We start from the raw sequence: 18,598 nt of genomic DNA on the forward strand, positions 1-18,598 counted from the left end.
TCGCGAACATCGGGGGTCCAGGTGACTGCTGTCGTCAGCTCATCGGGATGATGGCGTAGGTGAGCCAGGTGAGGAGGAACCCGACGACGCCGAGCACTGTGGTCAGCGGCGTCCAGGTGCGCAGGCCGTCCTTGACCGACAGGCCGAGGTAGCGGGTGACCACCCAGAAGCCCGAGTCGTTCACGTGACTGAGACCCAGCGCGCCGTATCCGATCGCGACCGCGACGAGCGCGATGTGGATCGTGTCGAGACCCAGCACCGCGACGGACGGCAGCAGGAGTCCCGCGGTCGTGGTGATCGCGACGGTTGCGGAACCCTGGGCTGCGCGCATGATGAGCGAGATGAGGAACGCGGCGAGCAGCAACGGCATCCCGCTGCCTGCGAGCACGTCGGCGACAGCGCCGCCGATTCCGGTCTCTGTGAGGATCTTCCCGAACGCGCCACCGGCACCGGTGACGAGGATGATGACGGCCGCCGACGGCAGCGCCGACTCCATGACCTCGCCGAGCTTGCCCGCAGACCATCCGCGACGGACGCCGAGGAAGAACATCGCCGCGGCGATCGCGACCATGAGTGCGAAGATCGGCTGGCCGATCATCGACAGGAACCCGTTCCAGAACGACCCGGCCTCGAAGGCCGGCGCGACCGTGGTGCCGAGCATGATGAGAACCAGGGGCAGCAGGATCAGTCCGAGCACGGTGAAGGCGCTCGGCGCCTTCTCTCCGTCGCGGAGTCCGGCGTTGATCGATGCCTTCTCGGTGCCGAAGTTGTCGAACATCTCCTTCGTGGCCTCGATCATCACGTATTCGCGACGGTTGATGACCTTGCCGACCCAGAACGACAGCGCCGCGAGCGGGATCGAGATGATCAGCGAGAAGATCAGCACCCAGCCCATGTCGGCGCCGAGGATCGTGGCGCCTCCGACGATTCCGGGGTGCGGCGGGACCGCCACGTGCACCGCGAGCATGATGCCCGCGACGGGCAACCCGAACTTGATCGGGTTGAGCACGGCGATCTTCGAGAACGCGAAGATGATCGGCACGAGGATGATGAAGCCGGCGTCGAAGAACACCGGGATCGCGAGGATCGCTGCGGCGATGACGAGGGCGACGCCGACCCGCTTGGGTCCGAGCCACCTGGTGAACTTGCCGGCGAGCGACTCCGCTCCGCCCGATAGTTCGATGATCTTGCCGAGCATCGAGCCGAGCGCCACCAGTACCGCGACGGACCCGAGGGTGCCGCCGACACCGGCGATGATCGCCTGGATGATGCCGAGCTGTTCCGGCGTGTCCCCACTGGCGGGGATGGTCGTCATCGGGAGCCCTGCGGCAAGGCCGACGAGGATCGATACGAGGATGAGGGCGTAGAACGCCTGCATCTTGAAGCGGATGATCAGCAGGAGCAGCAGCGCGAGGCCGGCGACTCCGATCGCGATCAGCGCGGGAAGAGGAAGCATCTCTGGATCTCTTCTTTCAGGTTCGAGGACGCGGGTGCGTCCTGGTTGTGGTCGGGATCAGGAAAGACGTTCGGGGGCGATGACGCGGATGACGGCGGAGTCATCGTGCGCGCCGAGGCCCTGGGCCTCGCCGAGCAGGAACAGCTGCTCAGCGGCGTTGGCGACCGGCGTCGACAGGTGCGCGGCGCGTGCGGCGTTGCCGACGATACCCATGTCCTTGACGAAGATGTCCAGGCGGCTGAGGACCTCGGCGCCGTCCTCGTCGTAGGCCTGCAGCGAGCGAGGACCGCGGTTGCCGAGCATGAAGGAGTTCGCCGCTCCGGCGGTCAGGGCCTCGAGGGTCTTCTCGCGGTCCAGGCCCAGGGCATCGGCGAGGGCGAGGGCCTCGGCCGCGGCGGCGATGTGCACGCCGCACAGCAGCTGGTTGACGGTCTTCAGCGCCTGGCCGTCACCGGGCTTGTCTCCAACGATCGACAGCGTCGAGGCGAGCTGGTCGAGCACGGGGCGCGCGACCTCGAGTGCCGAAGGAGCGGCACCGACGACGATGAGCAGGTCGCCTTCGCCGGCACGGACGGGGCCGCCGGAGAGCGGAGCATCCACCAGCTGCGCACCGTGCTCAGCCAGGCGAGCGGCGATGTCGCCGATGCCGTCGGTTCCCACCGTGCTGGTGAGGATGACGACGGCACCGTCGGCAAGGTGCCAGGCGAGCCCGGTCTCGCCGAACAGCAGATCGTTCAGCTGGCCGCCGGTGCGCACGGCGACGAGCACTGCCTGCGCGCCGGCGACGGCGTCAGCGGCGGATTCCGCGGGCTGGACGCCCTTGTCTGCGGCCAGGGCGATGCGCTCGGCGGCGATGTCGAAGCCGCGCACCTCGAAGCGCTCGGCGAGACGGGTGGCCATCGGGAGGCCCATGGCTCCCAGTCCGATGACGGCGACGGTGGAGGTCATGACGTTTCCTTTCGAATCTCAGTTGGCGTCGGCGAGCGTCGCTACGACGCGGGCCAGCGAATCGGTGTCGCCGACGTTGCCGGCGAAGACGATGTACGGGATGCCGACGGCAGGGCCGGTCTGCGGCTGCCACAGCGACACGATGCCGGGAAGCATCGGGCCGAGGACTGTGGCGCGGCGGATCTCGAGCGCCTCGCTGGCGACGTCGCTGGAGGTGATGCCGCCCTTGGCGATGACGAACCGGGGCGGCGCGATCGCCAGCACACGACGCACGAGGGCGACGACGCCGCTGGAGACCTTGCGCGCGATCTCGAGGCTCTCATCGCCGTCGGCACCGGTGACGAGCTCGCGCGTGGTGTGCACGATGACGCTGCCGGAGGCGAGAGCATCCGCCACGGCGTGCGCCTGCGCGTCGAGGTGCGCCTCGCGACGCTCGTCGATGAGCTGACGGACATCGAGCTCGATCGTGACCGTGTCCGGGCGCTGACGGCGCAGCTCCTCGAGCTGTGCGGTGGTCAGCGGCACGTGGCTGCCGACGACGACCAGGCCGCCGCGGTCGTAGGCGAACGGGATGTCAGCGGCCGAAACGGGCGCGGCGATGTCCTGTCCGATGTGTGCACGCACGTACGGCGGGCCGACGCGCAGCAGCACCGGGCGGTCGCGAAGACGGTGCAGGGCGAGGGCGACGACGCGCATGTCGCTCTCCTCGACGACGTCGACCGCGACAACGATGCCGGCCGACAGACCGGCGAGGAAGTCGGCGACGGCGTCGACACCGGATCGGATGATGTCGACGGTAAGTCCGGCGACCTCGTCTGCCGGGATGCGCCCGTTCGTCTTCTCGGCGACCCAGTCGCGCAGGTTCGACGACGCGAACCCGAAGGTGGCGTCCTTCGCGAACGGGGTCTCCCCCACCGGGGTCGCCTCGCCGTCGGTGACCCAGTAGTGCACCGAGTCGACCGTGATGCGGCCGGCATCCGGGAACGCGGGAACGAGGAGGGTCAGCTCGGGTGCGGCGCCGCCGTGCGCGACGATCTCGGCGGAGAGCACGTCGGTCTCGAGCGGGAAGTGGCCGCGCAGCGTGGAGTCGCCGCGGGAGACGAAGGTGACGTGCAGCCCGGCGTCGGCTGCCTCGGCGAGCGCGACGGCGACGACCTCGCGGTTGCGCTCGGCGGCAGTCTTCTCGTCGAGCGAGCGCGTGTTGGTGAGCACGTAGACGGCTGCGGCGCCGGTAGCGAAGGCTCCGGCGAGGTCCTCCTTCTCCCAGCGGGTGAGGACGGGGAGGTTCGCGACGGACTGCGTGCCGGTCGGGTCGTCGTCCAGGACGACGAGAACCCCGTGCGGGTCGAGCGATGCGCGGACCTCGGCTGCGGCGAGATCGACGGGGGCCGGGATGCCGGCGAGAAGCGCGTCGACGTGCACGGGAACTCCTTCGTTCAGAGGGGTTTGGTGATCCGGCATGTGTTATCCGATATCAGATAACGAGGTTACGCCTAGATCCACCTCCGGGCAAGCGGGTCGGACGCCCGTTACTCGCCCAGCACGTAGTGCAGCAGATCGTCACGGGTCTGCCGCATGTGGCTGGCCATCGCCTCGCGCGCAGCCTCCGGCGATCGGGAGCGCATCGCGTCGAGAACGGCGGCGTGCTCTACCAGAGCGTGCTCTCGGATCTCGAGCACGGCACTGGTCTCGCTGCGGGAGTCCTGCAGCATGGTGGTGAGCGGGCGGACGGATGCCACGAGGATCCGGTTGTCGGCGGCGGCGAAGATCACGTCGTGGAAGGCGAGGTCGGCATCCACGAACCCCGGCACGTCCCCGTGCGCGTGCGCCGTGCGCATCTCCTCGAGAAGCTCTTCGAGCCGCGCGATGTGCTCGTCGCTGCAGCGGGGAGCCGCGAGTTCGGCAGCGCCGGTCTCGAACATCACGCGCATGTCGAGCAGTTCGAGGGAGGACCGACGGCGGGCGCCGCCGCTGCGCGAATGGCGCACGACGGCCTCGAGACCGGTCCACTCATCGACCGGAGCCACCCGGTGACGACTGCCGGGAACGGGGACGATGACCCCCTGCGCCTGCAGCAGCCGCACACCCTCGCGGAGCGTCAGGCGGGACACCCCGAGGAGAGCGGCGAGGTCGGCTTCGGCGGGCAGGGTCTCCCCCGCGACGAGACGCCCGGCGATGATCTCATCGAGCAGACCGTCCACGACGGACTGCGTGCGGGTCACTCGCTCGGGCTTCATGTCTCAACGCTAGCGCGGTCGGCCCGCACACCGACGATGTCACAACTGTCGAGGCTTGGACTCGCTTCGCTCGCTCACCCCGTTTCGTCTCGCTGCGCTCGCTCAACGCCCCGCATGGTTGGCATCCCGACTGCGATCTCAGGCCGTGCGGATGAGCTTCTTGTTGACGAACTCGTCGGCGGCCAGCAGTCCCAGCTCGCGCGAGGTGCCGCTGCGCTTGACGCCGCCGAACGGCAGCTCCGGGCTGTCGGCGAGCACGAGGTTGACGTAGACCATGCCCGCCTCGATCCGGTCGGCGACTCGTTGGGCCTGCTCCGCGTCCGTGGTGAACACGTACGAGCCGAGCCCGAACGGCGTGCCGTTCGCGACGGCGACCGCCGCGTCCTCGTCGGCCGCGCGGTACACGACCGCCGCCGGCCCGAACAGTTCCTCGCGATACAGATCCATGTCGGCGGTGACGTCCGCCAGTACGGTGGGCGCGAAGAATGCGCCATCACGAGTGCCACCGGTGAGGAGGGTCGCGCCCTGCGCGACCGCGCGGTCGATCTGCTCCTGCAGTCGCTCGGCGGCGGCAAGCGAGGAGAGCGGTCCGAGCACGGTGTCCTCCTGCGTGGGGTCCTCGGCGCGCACGGCGGCGAGCGCCGCGACGAACTTCTCGGTGAACTCCTCGTAGAGGTCATCGACGATGATGAAGCGCTTCGCCCCGTTGCAGGACTGGCCGTTGTTGTCGAGCCGCGCGTCGACGGCGGCCTGCACGACGGCATCCAGGTCGTCGGCCGAGAACACCAGGAACGGGTCCGATCCTCCGAGCTCGAGAGCGACCTTCTTCAGATTGCGACCGGCGACCTCGGCCACCGCCGCGCCGGCGCGCTCTGAGCCGGTCACCGAGACGCCGTGCACGCGGGTGTCGGCGATGATGTCGGCCGCCTGTTCGTTGCTCGCGTAGACGTTCACGTAACCGCCGTCCGGCAACCCGGCATCCCGGTAGATGGCCTCGAGCAGCGCTGACGACTCCGGGCACTGCGAGGCATGCTTGAGGATGATCGTGTTGCCGATCGCCAGGTTGGGACCGGCGAAACGTGCGACCTGGTAGGCCGGGAAGTTCCACGGCATGATCCCCAGCAGCGGTCCGAGCGGCACTCGGCGGACCACCGCGCTGCCGTCGCCTGCGATCGTGAGCGGCGTGTCGCCGGTGATCTGGCCGATGTTGTCCGCGTAGTACTCGACGATGTCGGCTGCGAAATCGACCTCGCCGACCGCCGCGGCGATCGGCTTGCCCATCTCCTTCACGATGATCGCGGCCAGCTCGTCGCGGCGCTCACGGTGCAGTTCGGCGATCCGACGGATCACCTTCGCACGTTCGTCTACGGAGGTCGCCGCCCAGACGGATGCCGCGGCATCCGCCCGCCCGATCGCCTCGTCGATCTGCGCGTCGCTGAACGTGTCGTAGGTGGCGGTCGTCTCCCCGGTGGCGGGGTTGGTCACGGCGTAAGCGGTCATCATCGTCCTCTCAGTCGTTCGGGATCAGGGTGTACTTCGTCGACAGGTATTCGTGGATGCCCTCGAAGCCGCCCTCGCGGCCGACACCGGACTGCTTGACCCCGCCGAACGGTGCCGCGGCGTTCGAGACCACGCCCACGTTGAGACCCATCATGCCCGTCTCGAGGGCATCGATCATACGGTGGCCACGACCGAGGTCCTCCGTGAACACGTAGGAGACCAGGCCGTACTCGGTGTCGTTCGCCAGGCGCACGGCGTCCTCCTCGGTCTCGAAGGTCGCGATCGCGAGCACCGGCCCGAAGATCTCCTCGCGGAGGATGTCGCTGCCCTTCGCCACATCGGTGATGACGGTCGGCTCGAAGAACGTTCCTTCGCCTTCGATGGCGTTGCCGCCGGTGCGCACGTTCGCGCCGCGGTCGACGGCATCCTTGACCATCTGGCCGGCCTTGTCGACGGCATCCGCATCGATGAGCGGCCCGATCGCGACGCCGTCCTCGGTGCCGCGTCCGATCTTCATGGCCTTCACGCGCTCGGTGACGCGGTCGGCGAATTCATCGGCGACGGATGCGTGCACGATGAACCGGTTCGCGGCCGTGCACGCCTGGCCGATGTTGCGGAACTTCGCCGCCATCGCGCCTTCGACGGCCTTGTCGAGGTCGGCATCGTCGAAGACCACGAACGGCGCGTTGCCACCGAGCTCCATCGACACTCGCAGCACGCCCTCGGCGGCCTGCGAGATGAGCTTGCGGCCGACCTCGGTCGAGCCGGTGAAGGACAGCTTGCGCAGCCGGGGGTCGGCGATGATCGGCGCCGACAGCTTCGACGACGACGACGTCTGCACGACGTTGACGACGCCGGAGGGCAGGCCCGCCTGCTCGAGCAGCTTGGTGAAGAAGATCGTCGTCAGCGGCGTGAGTGCCGGGGGCTTGATCACGACGGTGCAGCCGGCCGCGAGCGCGGGGGCGATCTTGCGCGTCGCCATCGCGAACGGGAAGTTCCACGGCGTGATGAAGAACGACGGCCCGACGGGACGCTGCGAGACGATCATCCGACCGGTGCCCTCGGGGTTGGTGCCGTAGCGACCCGAGATGCGCACCGCCTCCTCGCTGAACCAGCGCAGGAACTCGCCGCCGTAGACGACCTCGCCGCGCGCTTCGGCCAGCGGCTTGCCCATCTCGAGGGTCATGAGCAGCGCCAGGTCCTCCTTGTGCTCCTGCACCAGGTCGAACGCACGGCGGAGGATCTCGCTGCGGGTGCGCGCGGGCGTCGCGGCCCACTCGTCCTGTGCCGCGGCGGCGGCGTCGAGGGCGCGGATGCCGTCCTCCGCGGTCGCGTCGGCGATCGTGCGGATGACGGCGTTCGTCGCCGGGTCGTGCACGTCGAAGGTGCGGCCGCCGATAGCCGGGGCCCATTCGCCACCGATGTAGAGACCGGTGGGGATGCTGTCGAGCAGAGTCTGCTCGTCGGATGCGGTGATGCTCATGGTCACTCCGGTTCTCAGTGGGTTGCGGGTTCGGGGGGATTCAGGATGCCGCGAGGGCCTCGGACAGGACGTCGAGGCCCTCGCCCAGCAGCTCGTCGCCGATGGACAGCGGCGGCAGGAAGCGGATGACGTTGCCGTACGTGCCGCAGGTCAGCACGATCACACCGTTCTGGATACAGGTGCGGGCGACCGTTCCGGCGAGAGCCGCGTCCGGGGCGTTCGTCGCCGGGTCGACGAACTCGATCGCGGTCATCGCACCCCGACCGCGGACTTCGCCGATGCGCGGGTCGGCGGCGCGGAGAGTGTCGAGCCGCTGGCGCAGGATGGTGCCGATCTGCTGGGCGCGTTCGATCAGGCCGTCGTTCTCGAACACGTCGATGGTGGCGAGCGCGGCGGCGCAGGCGATCGGATTGCCGCCGTAGGTGCCGCCGAGGCCACCCGCGTGCGCTGCATCCATGATCTCGGCGCGGCCTGTGACGGCCGCGAGCGGGAGGCCGGCTGCGATGCCCTTGGCCGTCGTGATGAGGTCGGGTTCGATGCCGAACTGCTCAGAGGCGAACATGGTGCCGGTGCGCGCGAATCCGGTCTGCACCTCGTCTGCGATGAACACGACGCCTTTCGCGCGGCACCACTCGGCGACGGCGGGCAGGAAACCGTCAGCCGGGACGATGAACCCGCCCTCTCCCTGGATCGGTTCGATCACGACGGCGGCGAGGTTCTCGGCGCCGACCTGCTTCTCGATCTGCGTGATGGCGCGGGCCGCGGCATCCGCCCCGGAGAGGCCGTCGCGGAACGGATACGAGAGGGGTGCGCGGTAGACCTCGGGGGCGAACGGGCCGAAGCCGCTCTTGTACGGCATCGCCTTCGCGGTGAGCGCCATGGTCAGGTTCGTGCGGCCGTGGTAGCCGTGCTCGAACGCGACGACAGCCTGGCGACCGGTGCGCTTGCGGGCGATCTTGATGGCGTTCTCGACCGCCTCGGCGCCCGAGTTGAACAGCGCGGTCTTCTTGGCGAATTCGCCGGGGGTGAGCCGGTTCAGCGCCTCGGCGACCTCGATGTACGACTCGTACGGCGAGATCATGAAGCAGGTGTGCGTGAACTGCGCGGCCTGCGCGGCGACGGCGGCCGCGACCTTCGGGTGGGCGTTGCCGACGCTGGTCACGGCGATGCCGGAGCCCAGGTCGATGAGGGAGTTTCCGTCGGCATCCACCACGACGCCGCCACCTGCCGCGACGGCTGCGATCGGCACGGTGTGCGCGACGCCGACCGGAACGGCTTCGGCCTTTCGCGCGAGGATCTCGGCGGAGCGCGGGCCGGGCAGCGGCGTTACCAGGCGGCGCTGCTGCGCGAGGGCCGGTCCTCCGGTCGGGACGGTGTCGATGAGGGTCATACCGCGAGCGTAGGCGCGCTCGCGGATGGATGCATTCGCCGAGTTGTACAATCTGAATCACCTGTTCGCCAGTACGTACATCTGTCACCGAGGAGCACCATGATCGATCCCACGCTCCGCGGGCTGCTGCAGACGCCCGCGCTCGGACTTCGCCTGATCTCCGGGTCCGACGCACCCCTGGACCGCCCACTGCGCTGGGTGCACTCCACCGACCTCGCCGACCCGACGCCGTTCCTGGCCGACGATCTCGCGCTGCTCACCACCGGAGGGCAGTTCGACGGCCAGGTGACGGCATCCGCGTACGTCGACCGGCTCGTCGCACGCGGCGTGGCGGGTCTCGGCTTCGGCACGGGTGTGCGGCACCCGGCCGTGCCCGAGGACCTCGTCGCGGCCTGCGCGCGAGCGGCGCTACCGCTGTTCGAGGTGCCGTATGCCACCCCCTTCATCGCGGTCGCCCGAGCGCACGCTGAGGCCGTGGCGGCGGCGGCGTTCGCGCGCCGCAGCTGGGCGCTCGACACGCAGCGCGCGCTGGCCGTCGCCGCCCTGCGCCCGCACGGGCTCGTCGCCATCATCGCCGAGCTCGGCCGCAGGCTGGATGCCTGGGTCGCCATGTTCGACGCGTCGGGAGCGCTCGCGCTCGAGCATCCTCCCGGCGGCATCTCCCCCGCAGGCCAGGACGAGCTCGCCACCCACGTGGAGAGCGTGCTCGCCCGCGGCACCGAGACCGGACGCTCGATCGCCGTCGACGGTCAGTCGTTGCAGCTGTTCACCCTCGGACGCACCCGTGGATTGCGCGGCGTCATCGCGATCGGCACTCCGTCGCTGGATTCGGAGGCGCGTGCCGTGGTCACCTCGGTGATCGCAATGGCGGGCCTTGCGCTGGAACAGAGCGACGAGCTCGAAGGTGCCCGTCGCCGATTGCACACGCAGTTGCTCGAATCCCTGCTCGCCGACGACGACACCCTCGCACTGCGGGTGCTCGGGGCGATGCCCGCGGCGCCCGTGATCATCGCGGTGGCACCGGATGCGGCCCCGAGCGCGCTGGAGGAGTGGTGGGAGCGCCGGAGGGCAGAACGCGGATCGCGCGCCTTCCTGGCGGTGGCGGACAGCGGCGTCGTGATCTGTCTGCCCGAGTCGGATGCCGCATTGATCGACGAGGCCGCTACGCGTTTCGGCATCCGCATCGGCGCCTCGGATCCGGTCGACTACCCCGCTTTCTCACGCGCGTACGGGCAGGCGCTGAGCGCGCTGCGGCGCGGGGGCAGCGGAGCCGTCCGCTTCTCGGATGCTGGGGAATCGGACATCTTCGCGGCCCTCCGCACCGACGACGCCGCGCTGCTCGCGCAATCGCGGCTCACTCCGCTTCGTGAAGCCGACACCGAGCTGGAGCATTCGCTGCGAGTCTGGCTCGAACATGACGCGCGCTTCGAGCCGGCCGCGTCCGCCCTCGGCATCCATCGCCACACGATGCGGTCGCGCGTGGGGCAGGCATCCCGGCTGCTCGGCATGGACCTGTCGACCTTCCCCGCCCGAGCGGAACTGTGGGCGCTGCTGCAGGCTGCGCCTGCCGGCGAGACGGGGTCTGTGGCATGAGACGGGGGCACGCGGCCTCGGTCTCGTGCAGTTGCCCTCGTCTCGCCGAAGAGGCCCGCAGGAGTCAGCCCTGCGCGGCACGCCCGCGCGCGAACAGCACGCGCACGCATCCCCAGCCCATCAGCCCGACCCCGGCGACGACGCACAGGACGCCGAGCAACCACATCACGTCATCCCAGTCGGCGTAGCCGTAGGACAGCGCGTTCAGGAATCGCGCGACGCCGTCCGGGAACTCGAGGATGCTGCCGCCGTCGCCGAACACCCACAGCACGATCCCTAGCGTCGTCGCGCCGAGGCCGACGAACACGAACCCTGTCGTCGAGATGCGACGGGCCCCGTCGACCTTCTCGAGGTGCGAGCCCTGGGCGGCGATGTGCGGCGCGCGGATCGAGATGATCGGGAGCGTCACGATGAGGGCGACGCCGAGCGGGATGCACATGCCTATCGCGTATCCGCCCAGCGGCACCAGGAACAGCTGTTGCCCGATCCCCTCGTCCCAGTAGTAGTGGAAGCCGCCGTTGCGCGCCTGAGCCTCGGCGATGGCATCCCGTACGCCGGGGAACGCGATGGCGATCGTCTGGATCACCGCGATCGGCGCGGCGACGAATGCCGGTGCGAAGAAGCAGGCCGACACCAGCCGCAGCATCACGGTGGCGATCGACGCCAGGCGTTTCCATGCGATCTCGAGCATGCACCACCCGGCGTAGATGCCGGGCGCGGCAACGACGAGATTGCCCCAGAAGCGGTCACCGTCGGCATCCGTCATCGAGTCGAAGACGCCGAAAACCCCGGCCGCGATCGCGGCGATCAGCACGACGAGGTTGACGCCGCTCACCAGGGAGCGGGTCTCGTTCCGCCAGAGGTGCGCGTCCGCCGTCTCGGCAGTCTGCTCGGCCATGGCATCCCCTCCCGAGTCACGGCCCCGCCAGACTAGCGCGGCGCGCGCCCTCCCCACCCACGAGACGAAGTTTGCAGCGCGAGACGGGTGCAGCGACCCGCGGTCTCGTGCTGCAGACCTCGTCTCGGCGAACAGGCGGGCGCCGCCAGGTCAGCGCGGCGCGTGCGCCTCGAGGAACTCGTACACGTCCGTGGTGTCGATGCCGGGGAAGGACCCGGTCGGCAACGTCGCGAGCAGCGTGCGCGGGGTCTTGACGTTCGGCCAGGAGTGCTCGCGCCAGCGCTCTTCGAGGTCGGCCGGCGCCCTCCGGCAGCACACCTCGACCGAGTGCTTCGAGACGCCGCGATGCGGGGTGTCCCGCCCGACGAACCACTTCGTGTCGTCGAAGCGGACGCCGACGCTCACCGAGTGCAGCCCCTCGCTGGATGCCTCGACCCTGGCCGTGCACCAGTAGGTGCCGTTGCCGGTGTCGGTGTACTGGTAGTACGGGTTGAACCGGTCGTCCTCGTCGAACACGACCCGGCTCGTCCAGCGACGGCAGCACATCTGCCCCTCGATGGCCCCGAGCCGATCGGTCGGGAAGTTCACGTCGTCGTTCTCGTACGCCTTGGTGATGGTGCCCGACTCGTGCACCTTCAGGAAGTGCACCGGGATGTCGAGGTGCCGCGTGGCGAGGTTCGTGAAGCGGTGCGCGGCCGTCTCGTACGACACCGAGTACGCGTCGCGCAGGTCCTCGATCGAGATCGCCCGGCGCTCCTTGGCGGCCTTCAGCGATGGCACGACGTGTGCCTCGGGGATCAGCAGGGCACCAGTGAGGTAATTGGTCTCCACACGCTGCCGCAGGAACTCGGCGTAGCTGTGCGGTTCGGCGTGGCCGAGGATCCGGCTGGAGAGCGCTTGCAGCACGGCGGTGCGGGCATCGCCCTTCGCGGGGATGCTGCTTGACAGATACAGCCTGCCGTTCGCGAGGTCGGCGACGCTGCGCGTGGTCTGCGGCAGGTCGGGAGCGTAGTGCAGCGTGAAGCCCAGGTAGGCGGCGATCTCGGATGCCGTGCGCTGCGTCAGCGGCCCGCCAGGATGGCCGACGGCGTTCAGGATCTCGGCGGCGCGCTTCTCGAGGTCCTCGAAGTGGTTGTCCTGACTGCGCATGAGGTGGCGCAGTTCGACGTTCGCGCGCCTGGCCTCCTCCGGCGTCGCGGCCCGCTCGTCCCTGAGCCGGTCGATCTCCGCGTGCAGCGCGAGCAGCGCCTGCAGCGCTTCGGTGGGAACGGTCTTCGCGATGCGGAACGGTTCGATGCCCAGCGCCTGGAACGTCTGACCCTTCATGGCGCGCTCGAGCGCGATCTCCACGGTGCTGCGCTCGTCGAGCGGCTCGCCCTCCAGCAGCGCATCGATGCCGACGCCGAGTGCGCGCGCGATCCCCTGCAACTGCGTGAGCTTCGGCTCGCGTTTGCCGGTCTCGATCATCGACATCTGACTCGGTGCGCGATCGACGGCCGATGCGAGGTCGTCGAGAGTCATCCCCCGCGCCGTGCGCAGCTGGCGGATGCGGCGGCCGATCGTGAGGGCGTCGGTGTCTTCTGCAGCTTCAGCGGTGCTCATGGCGCCGATTCTGTCACGAAAGCAGAAGTATCGAAATTCTTCTCCGTGGATTCGTGCGTTCGCGAGGTCGAACTTCACTCAGAGTGGGTGTCAAGCCTCCCCATGGCCCCCGCTTCCACAGAAGCATCCGGCCCGTACGACACCAGCATCCGCCTCGACGCAAAGGATTCCGATCATGACCACTCCTACCGCTCCCCCGACCACCGCACCCACGCAGACGATTCAGCAGGGCCCGACGCTCACCGTCACCGGTCCCGCGCGCGACCGGTTCGACGAGATCCTCACGCCTGACGCGATCGCGTTCCTGACCGAGCTGCACCACCGCTTCGCGAACCGGCGACACGACCGGCTCGCCGACCGGATGCGCCGCCGGTTCGAGATCGGCAGCGGCCACGACCCGCAGTTCCGCGACGACACCCGCCACATCCGCGAGGACGCCGACTGGCGCGTCGCCGGCGCCGGCCCGCGCCTTGAGGACCGCCGCGTCGAGATCACCGGCCCGACCGACCCGAAGATGACCATCAACGCCCTGAACTCCGGCGCCAAGGTGTGGCTCGCCGACCAGGAGGATGCCACCAGCCCCACCTGGCAGAACGTCATCGGCGGACAGCTCTCGCTGCGCGACGCCATCCGCGGCGAGCTGAGCTTCACCTCCGCCGAAGGCAAGACGTACGAGGTCACTGCCGAGGAGACTCCGACGATCGTGATGCGCCCGCGCGGCTGGCACCTCGTGGAGAAGCACCTGACCTTCGTCGATCGCACGGGCCGCAGCATGGCGGCATCCGGATCGCTCGTCGACTTCGGACTGTACTTCTTCCACAACGCCAAGGCGCTCATCGACAACGGCCGCGGGCCGTACTTCTACATCGCCAAGCTCGAGTCCAGCGAGGAGGCGAAGCTCTGGGACGACGTGTTCACCTTCGCCGAGGAGTACATCGGCATTCCGCACGGCACGATCCGCGCGACCGTGCTGATCGAGACGCTGCCCGCCGCCTTCGAGATGGACGAGATCCTGTACGAGCTGCGCGATCACTGCGCGGGTCTGAACGCCGGACGCTGGGACTACATCTTCTCGATCATCAAGAACTACCGCGGGCGCGGGGCGCGCTTCGTGCTCCCCGACCGCAGCGAGATCACGATGACGGTGCCGTTCATGCGGGCGTACACCGAGCTGCTCGTGAAGACCTGCCACAAGCGCGGCGCTTTCGCGATCGGCGGCATGAGCGCCTTCATCCCGAACCGTCGCGACCCCGAGGTCACGCAGAGCGCGATCGAGAAGGTCTCGGCCGACAAGAAGCGCGAGGCCGGCGACGGCTTCGACGGCACCTGGGTCGCGCACCCGGATCTGATCCCCACGGCGCGGGCGGAGTTCGACGCCGTGCTGGGTGACCGACCGAACCAGATCGACCGCCAGCGGGACGACGTGCACGTGCAGGCGTCGGATCTGCTCGACCTCCGCATCGGCCGTCCGATCACCTCGGCAGGTGTGCGCGGCAACGTGTCGGTCGCGATCCGCTACATCGAGGCGTGGCTGCGAGGCCTCGGGGCCGTCGCGATCGACAACCTGATGGAGGATGCCGCGACCGCCGAGATCTCGCGCTCGCAGGTGTGGCAGTGGATCCACCAGGACCGCTCGACGGACGACGGCACCCGCATCACGCCGGAGCACATCGAGGAGCTGATCACCGAGGTGCTCGCGAACGCGACGCGATCGGCGGGCGACCGCTTCGACGACGCCGCGGAGATCTTCCGCGAGGTGTCGCTGGGCACGGAGTTCCCGGCGTTCCTCACGCTGTCGGCGTACTCGAAGTTCCTGGTCGAGGAGGACTGACCCTCGCCGCGAGAATTGCCTTGCCGCACGAGAATTGCCCTGCCAGCACGAGTCTCGTGCGGCAGGGCAATTCTCGCGGGCAGGGGCGCGGAGCGCCGGGCAGGGGGCGCGGGCTAGGCGATCTCGCCCGCGGCGACCGTCTCCGCCAGGGCGTGCACGCGCACGAGGTGGTGGGCGGCGTAGAAGTCCGCGTCCGTGAGGCGGGCGGCATCCGCTCCCTCCGGCGAGGAGTGCGCGGCGACCGCGACGACGGCGAGCGCATGCATCCAGCCCCCGGCGAGAGTGCCGAGCAGCGACAGGAACGGAACGCTCACCGCAGAGGCATCGCGCCCCGGTCCGAACGCCAGCAGCGCGTCGGTGGCGCGGCGCGCGGCATCCAGTGCCCGGCCGAGCCGGTCGGCGACGCGGACGGCGACGTCGCCTCCTCCCGCGCGCAGCGCCACGACGCTCGAATCGATCTGAGCGAACAGCTCGGCCACGGTCGCTCCCTGATCGCGCAGCACCTTGCGGCCGATCAGGTCGTTCGCCTGAATCGCCGTGGTGCCCTCGTAGATCGGGATGATGCGCGCATCGCGGTAGTGCTGCGCTGCGCCCGTCTCCTCGATGAAGCCCATGCCGCCGTAGACCTGGATGCCGTCACTGGTGACGCGCAGCGCCTCTTCGCTGGCCCATCCCTTGAGGATCGGCACGAAGAGCTCCGCGGTGCGAAGCACGTCCTCGTCACTCTCAGCACGGTCGAACAGGTCGCCGACGTGCACCGCCAGGGCCCGCATCGCGAAGACCTGACTCGACATGGAGCGCAGGATGCGGCGGACATCGGGGTGCTCGGCGATCGGCGCACCGGCCGGACGCCCCTGCACCGGCCCCTGCAGGCGTCCGGCGGCATACGCCGCGGCGCCCTGCAGCGCCCGGTCTGAGACACCGGTCGCCTGGTGGCCCATGCCGACGCGGGCGGAGTTCATCATCACGAACATGCCGGCGAGTCCGCCGTGCAGTTCGCCGACGAGGTAGCCGGTGGCGTCCTCGTAGGACAGCACACAGGTGGGGCTGGCGTGGATGCCGAGCTTGTCCTCGATCGCCACGGTCTCGATGCGGTTGCGCGCGCCCAGCGAGCCGTCGGCCTCGACGAGCACGCGTGGCGCGACGAACAGCGAGAGCCCCTTGGCCCCCTCGGGCGCGCCCGGGGTGCGGGCGAGCACGAGGTGCACGATGTTCTCCGCGGCGTCGTGGTCGCCCCAGGTGATGAAGATCTTCTGGCCGCTGATGGAGTACGTGCCGTCCTCGCGCGGCGTCGCGGTGGTGCGGATCGCACCGAGGTCTGTGCCGGCTTCCGGCTCGGTGAGGTTCATCGTGCCGGTCCACACACCGCTGACCAGCTTCGTCAGGTAGGTCTCGCGCAGTTCGTCGGATGCCGCGGCGTCGAGCGCGTGGATGGCACCGGCTCCCAGCATCCAGCACAGCGAGAAGGCCATGTTGGAGGCGTTCCAGATCTCGCCGAGTCCGGCGCCCACCGACTCCGGCAGGCCGTCGCCGCCTGCCGATTCGGGGGCTGTCGCGCTGACCCAGCCGGCCTCGACGAGCGCCTGGTATGCCTCGGCGAAACCGTCGGGCAGGTGCACCTCGCCGTTCTCGAGACGCGCGCCGATCTGGTCGCCGGGGCGGTCGAGCGGCGCGAACACCTCTGCGGCGAACTCGCCGGCGCCGGCGATGATCTCGATGGCGTCGTCGGCGGTGATCGCCCCACCGGATGCCGCGGCGACGATGTCGCGGCCGAAGACCTCCCGGTAGAGGAAGGCATAGTCGGCGACCGGCGGGATGTACGGATTGGCAGCGCTCATCGTTCACTCCTGAGTAGACGTTGCGAGACTGAGAATCAGTATAGCTGGGACTGAGTTCCACATCTAGAGCGGGCCTTCAGGGACGGGCGTAGCCTGGGCGCATGAGCAGCCTGTGGGATGAGATCGCGGCAGAGTTCCTCCACCTCTACAAGCGAGGCGGGCGGCTCCTCGCCGTCGCGGGAGCGGATGCCGAGCGCTCCCGCCTCGCCGCCGACGGACTCGCCGCGGCACTGGCCGCCGCAGGCCAGACCGTCGAGCAGGCGCACACCGCGGATGGCGACGAGCAACGGATCCGCGACGAGGTGATCGCGCCGTTCCGCGAGGACCCCCGCGCCGATCGTGTGGTCATCGTCTCGGGTCCGGCGAGCCTGCTCAGCCTCACCGCCCGGGGCCTGTGGAACTTCTCGGTGTGGCAACTGGCCGGCGACGAGCAGCCGCACACCGCAGCATCCGCCATCGTCGACTTGACCGATCCCGAGCATCCGACCCGGCGCTTCGCCGACTACTGCGCGCTGCCCGCGTCGTACGGCGCCTGATTCTCCCAACCGTCCGAGACACCCGAGTACCATCTGAGGTGTGACCGAACGCGCACCTCTCTCCCGCAAGCTGTCCGCCATCGCCGAGTCGGCGACGCTCAAGGTCGATGCCAAGGCCAAGGCGCTCAAGGCCGAGGGCAAGCCCGTCATCTCGTACGCTGCCGGCGAGCCCGACTTCGCGACGCCGCAGTTCATCGTGGATGCCGCCGCCGAGGCCCTTAAGGATCCGGCGAACTTCCGCTACACCCCCGCGCCCGGCCTTCCCGCGCTGCGCGAGGCGATCGCCGCGAAGACGCTGCGCGACTCCGGACTCGAGGTCTCCCCCAGCCAGGTGATCGTGACCAACGGCGGCAAGCAGGCCGTCTACCAGGCGTTCCAGGCCGTGGTGAACCCCGGCGACGAGGTGCTGCTGCCGGCGCCGTACTGGACCACCTACCCCGAGGCGATCAGCCTCGCCGACGGCGTCCCGGTCGAGGTCTTCGCCGGCGCCGACCAGGACTACAAGGTCACCGTCGAGCAGCTCGAGGCCGCCCGCACCGACCGCACGACCGTGCTCGTGTTCGTCTCCCCGTCGAACCCCACGGGTTCGGTGTACACCGCGGAGGAGACCAGGGCGATCGGCGAGTGGGCCGTCGAGCACGGCATCTGGATCATCTCGGACGAGATCTACCAGAACCTCACGTACGAGGGAGTGAAGGCGACCTCGATCGTCGAGGCGGTGCCGGATGCCGCGGCGCAGACGATCCTCGTCAACGGCGTCGCCAAGACCTACGCCATGACCGGCTGGCGAGTGGGCTGGATGGTCGGCCCCGCGGACGCCATCAAGGTCGCCGGCAACCTGCAGTCGCACCTGTCGAGCAACGTGAACAACATCGCGCAGCGCGCGGCGATCGCGGCCCTGTCGGGACCGCAGACCGAGGCCGAACAGTTCCGCGAGGCGTTCGACCGTCGCCGGCGCCTGATCGTGTCGGAGCTGTCGAAGATCGACGGCGTCCGGGTTCCCAACCCGCTCGGGGCGTTCTACGTGTACCCCGACGTGCAGGGACTGTTGAACCGCACCTGGGCGGGCAAGACCCCGACCACCACGCTGGAGCTCGCCGACCTCATCCTCGACGAGGCAGAGGTCGCGGTCGTCCCCGGTGAGGCGTTCGGACCCTCCGGCTACCTGCGTCTGTCGTACGCCCTCGGCGACGATCAGCTTCTCGAGGGTGTCCAGCGCCTGCAGAAGCTGTTCTCGTAGCCGCGCCCGCCTGACCGCCCGCGCGTCGACGGGCCCGTGAGAATCG

14 protein-coding genes are annotated in these 18,598 nt (G+C 69.4%); 4 read left to right on the forward strand and 10 right to left on the reverse strand.

What is annotated here, in order from left to right:
- Window positions 1-34: 34 nt before the first annotated feature.
- The 7 genes from MAE01_RS02225 to gabT all read right to left on the reverse strand — a co-directional run bounded on the left by MAE01_RS02225 (window position 35) and on the right by gabT (window position 9,014).
- On the reverse strand, window positions 35-1,456 hold the full coding sequence (locus tag MAE01_RS02225) for a GntP family transporter (protein ID WP_147037936.1): 1,422 nt from the start codon (window positions 1,454-1,456) through the stop codon (window positions 35-37).
- Window positions 1,457-1,513: 57 nt separating this feature from the next.
- A complete protein-coding gene (locus MAE01_RS02230; protein WP_147037937.1) occupies window positions 1,514-2,404 on the reverse strand; it encodes an NAD(P)-dependent oxidoreductase in 891 nt (296 codons plus the stop codon).
- An 18-nt stretch (window positions 2,405-2,422) separates the two neighbouring features.
- Window positions 2,423-3,865 (reverse strand): four-carbon acid sugar kinase family protein, encoded by a 1,443-nt coding sequence (locus MAE01_RS02235; protein ID WP_147037938.1) that lies wholly within the window; start codon window positions 3,863-3,865, stop codon window positions 2,423-2,425.
- Window positions 3,866-3,933: 68 nt separating this feature from the next.
- Window positions 3,934-4,641: a FadR/GntR family transcriptional regulator gene (locus MAE01_RS02240; protein WP_147037939.1), complete on the reverse strand. Its 708-nt coding sequence runs from the start codon at window positions 4,639-4,641 to the stop codon at window positions 3,934-3,936.
- A 138-nt stretch (window positions 4,642-4,779) separates the two neighbouring features.
- On the reverse strand, window positions 4,780-6,141 hold the full coding sequence (locus tag MAE01_RS02245) for an aldehyde dehydrogenase family protein (RefSeq protein WP_147037940.1): 1,362 nt from the start codon (window positions 6,139-6,141) through the stop codon (window positions 4,780-4,782).
- Between the two features lie 10 nt (window positions 6,142-6,151).
- Window positions 6,152-7,624, reverse strand: a complete 1,473-nt coding sequence (locus MAE01_RS02250; RefSeq protein ID WP_147037941.1) for an NAD-dependent succinate-semialdehyde dehydrogenase — start codon at window positions 7,622-7,624, stop codon at window positions 6,152-6,154.
- A gap of 40 nt (window positions 7,625-7,664) precedes the next feature.
- Window positions 7,665-9,014, reverse strand: a complete 1,350-nt coding sequence (gene gabT / locus MAE01_RS02255) for a 4-aminobutyrate--2-oxoglutarate transaminase (RefSeq protein WP_147037942.1) — start codon at window positions 9,012-9,014, stop codon at window positions 7,665-7,667.
- A gap of 99 nt (window positions 9,015-9,113) precedes the next feature.
- On the opposite strand from gabT, the gene MAE01_RS02260 reads away from it, so the two are divergent.
- The gene (locus tag MAE01_RS02260; protein WP_147037943.1) at window positions 9,114-10,607 is read left to right on the forward strand and encodes a PucR family transcriptional regulator; all 1,494 of its coding nucleotides are present in this window, start codon (window positions 9,114-9,116) and stop codon (window positions 10,605-10,607) included.
- 64 nt (window positions 10,608-10,671) lie between these two features.
- Here the strand turns inward: MAE01_RS02260 and MAE01_RS02265 are convergent, their stop codons facing one another.
- Together MAE01_RS02265 and MAE01_RS02270 are read right to left on the reverse strand one after the other, a co-directional pair.
- Window positions 10,672-11,505 carry a hypothetical protein gene (locus tag MAE01_RS02265; protein ID WP_147037944.1) on the reverse strand — a complete coding sequence of 278 codons (834 nt, stop codon included), beginning with the start codon at window positions 11,503-11,505 and terminating at the stop codon, window positions 10,672-10,674.
- A gap of 150 nt (window positions 11,506-11,655) precedes the next feature.
- The gene (locus MAE01_RS02270; protein ID WP_147037945.1) at window positions 11,656-13,107 is read right to left on the reverse strand and encodes a helix-turn-helix domain-containing protein; all 1,452 of its coding nucleotides are present in this window, start codon (window positions 13,105-13,107) and stop codon (window positions 11,656-11,658) included.
- Between the two features lie 175 nt (window positions 13,108-13,282).
- Here MAE01_RS02270 and aceB point away from each other — a divergent pair, with 175 nt between their 5' ends.
- The gene (gene aceB, locus MAE01_RS02275) at window positions 13,283-14,938 is read left to right on the forward strand and encodes a malate synthase A (protein WP_147037946.1); all 1,656 of its coding nucleotides are present in this window, start codon (window positions 13,283-13,285) and stop codon (window positions 14,936-14,938) included.
- 113 nt (window positions 14,939-15,051) lie between these two features.
- Here aceB and MAE01_RS02280 read toward each other — a convergent pair whose 3' ends face one another.
- Window positions 15,052-16,776, reverse strand: a complete 1,725-nt coding sequence (locus MAE01_RS02280) for an acyl-CoA dehydrogenase family protein (protein ID WP_147037947.1) — start codon at window positions 16,774-16,776, stop codon at window positions 15,052-15,054.
- Window positions 16,777-16,877: 101 nt separating this feature from the next.
- On the opposite strand from MAE01_RS02280, the gene MAE01_RS02285 reads away from it, so the two are divergent.
- Window positions 16,878-17,312 (forward strand): hypothetical protein, encoded by a 435-nt coding sequence (locus MAE01_RS02285; RefSeq protein WP_147037948.1) that lies wholly within the window; start codon window positions 16,878-16,880, stop codon window positions 17,310-17,312.
- Between the two features lie 40 nt (window positions 17,313-17,352).
- Window positions 17,353-18,552, forward strand: a complete 1,200-nt coding sequence (locus tag MAE01_RS02290) for a pyridoxal phosphate-dependent aminotransferase (protein WP_147037949.1) — start codon at window positions 17,353-17,355, stop codon at window positions 18,550-18,552.
- Window positions 18,553-18,598: the final 46 nt, after the last annotated feature.

This window comes from Microbacterium aerolatum, assembly GCF_007988825.1.
GTDB lineage: Bacteria > Actinomycetota > Actinomycetes > Actinomycetales > Microbacteriaceae > Microbacterium > Microbacterium aerolatum.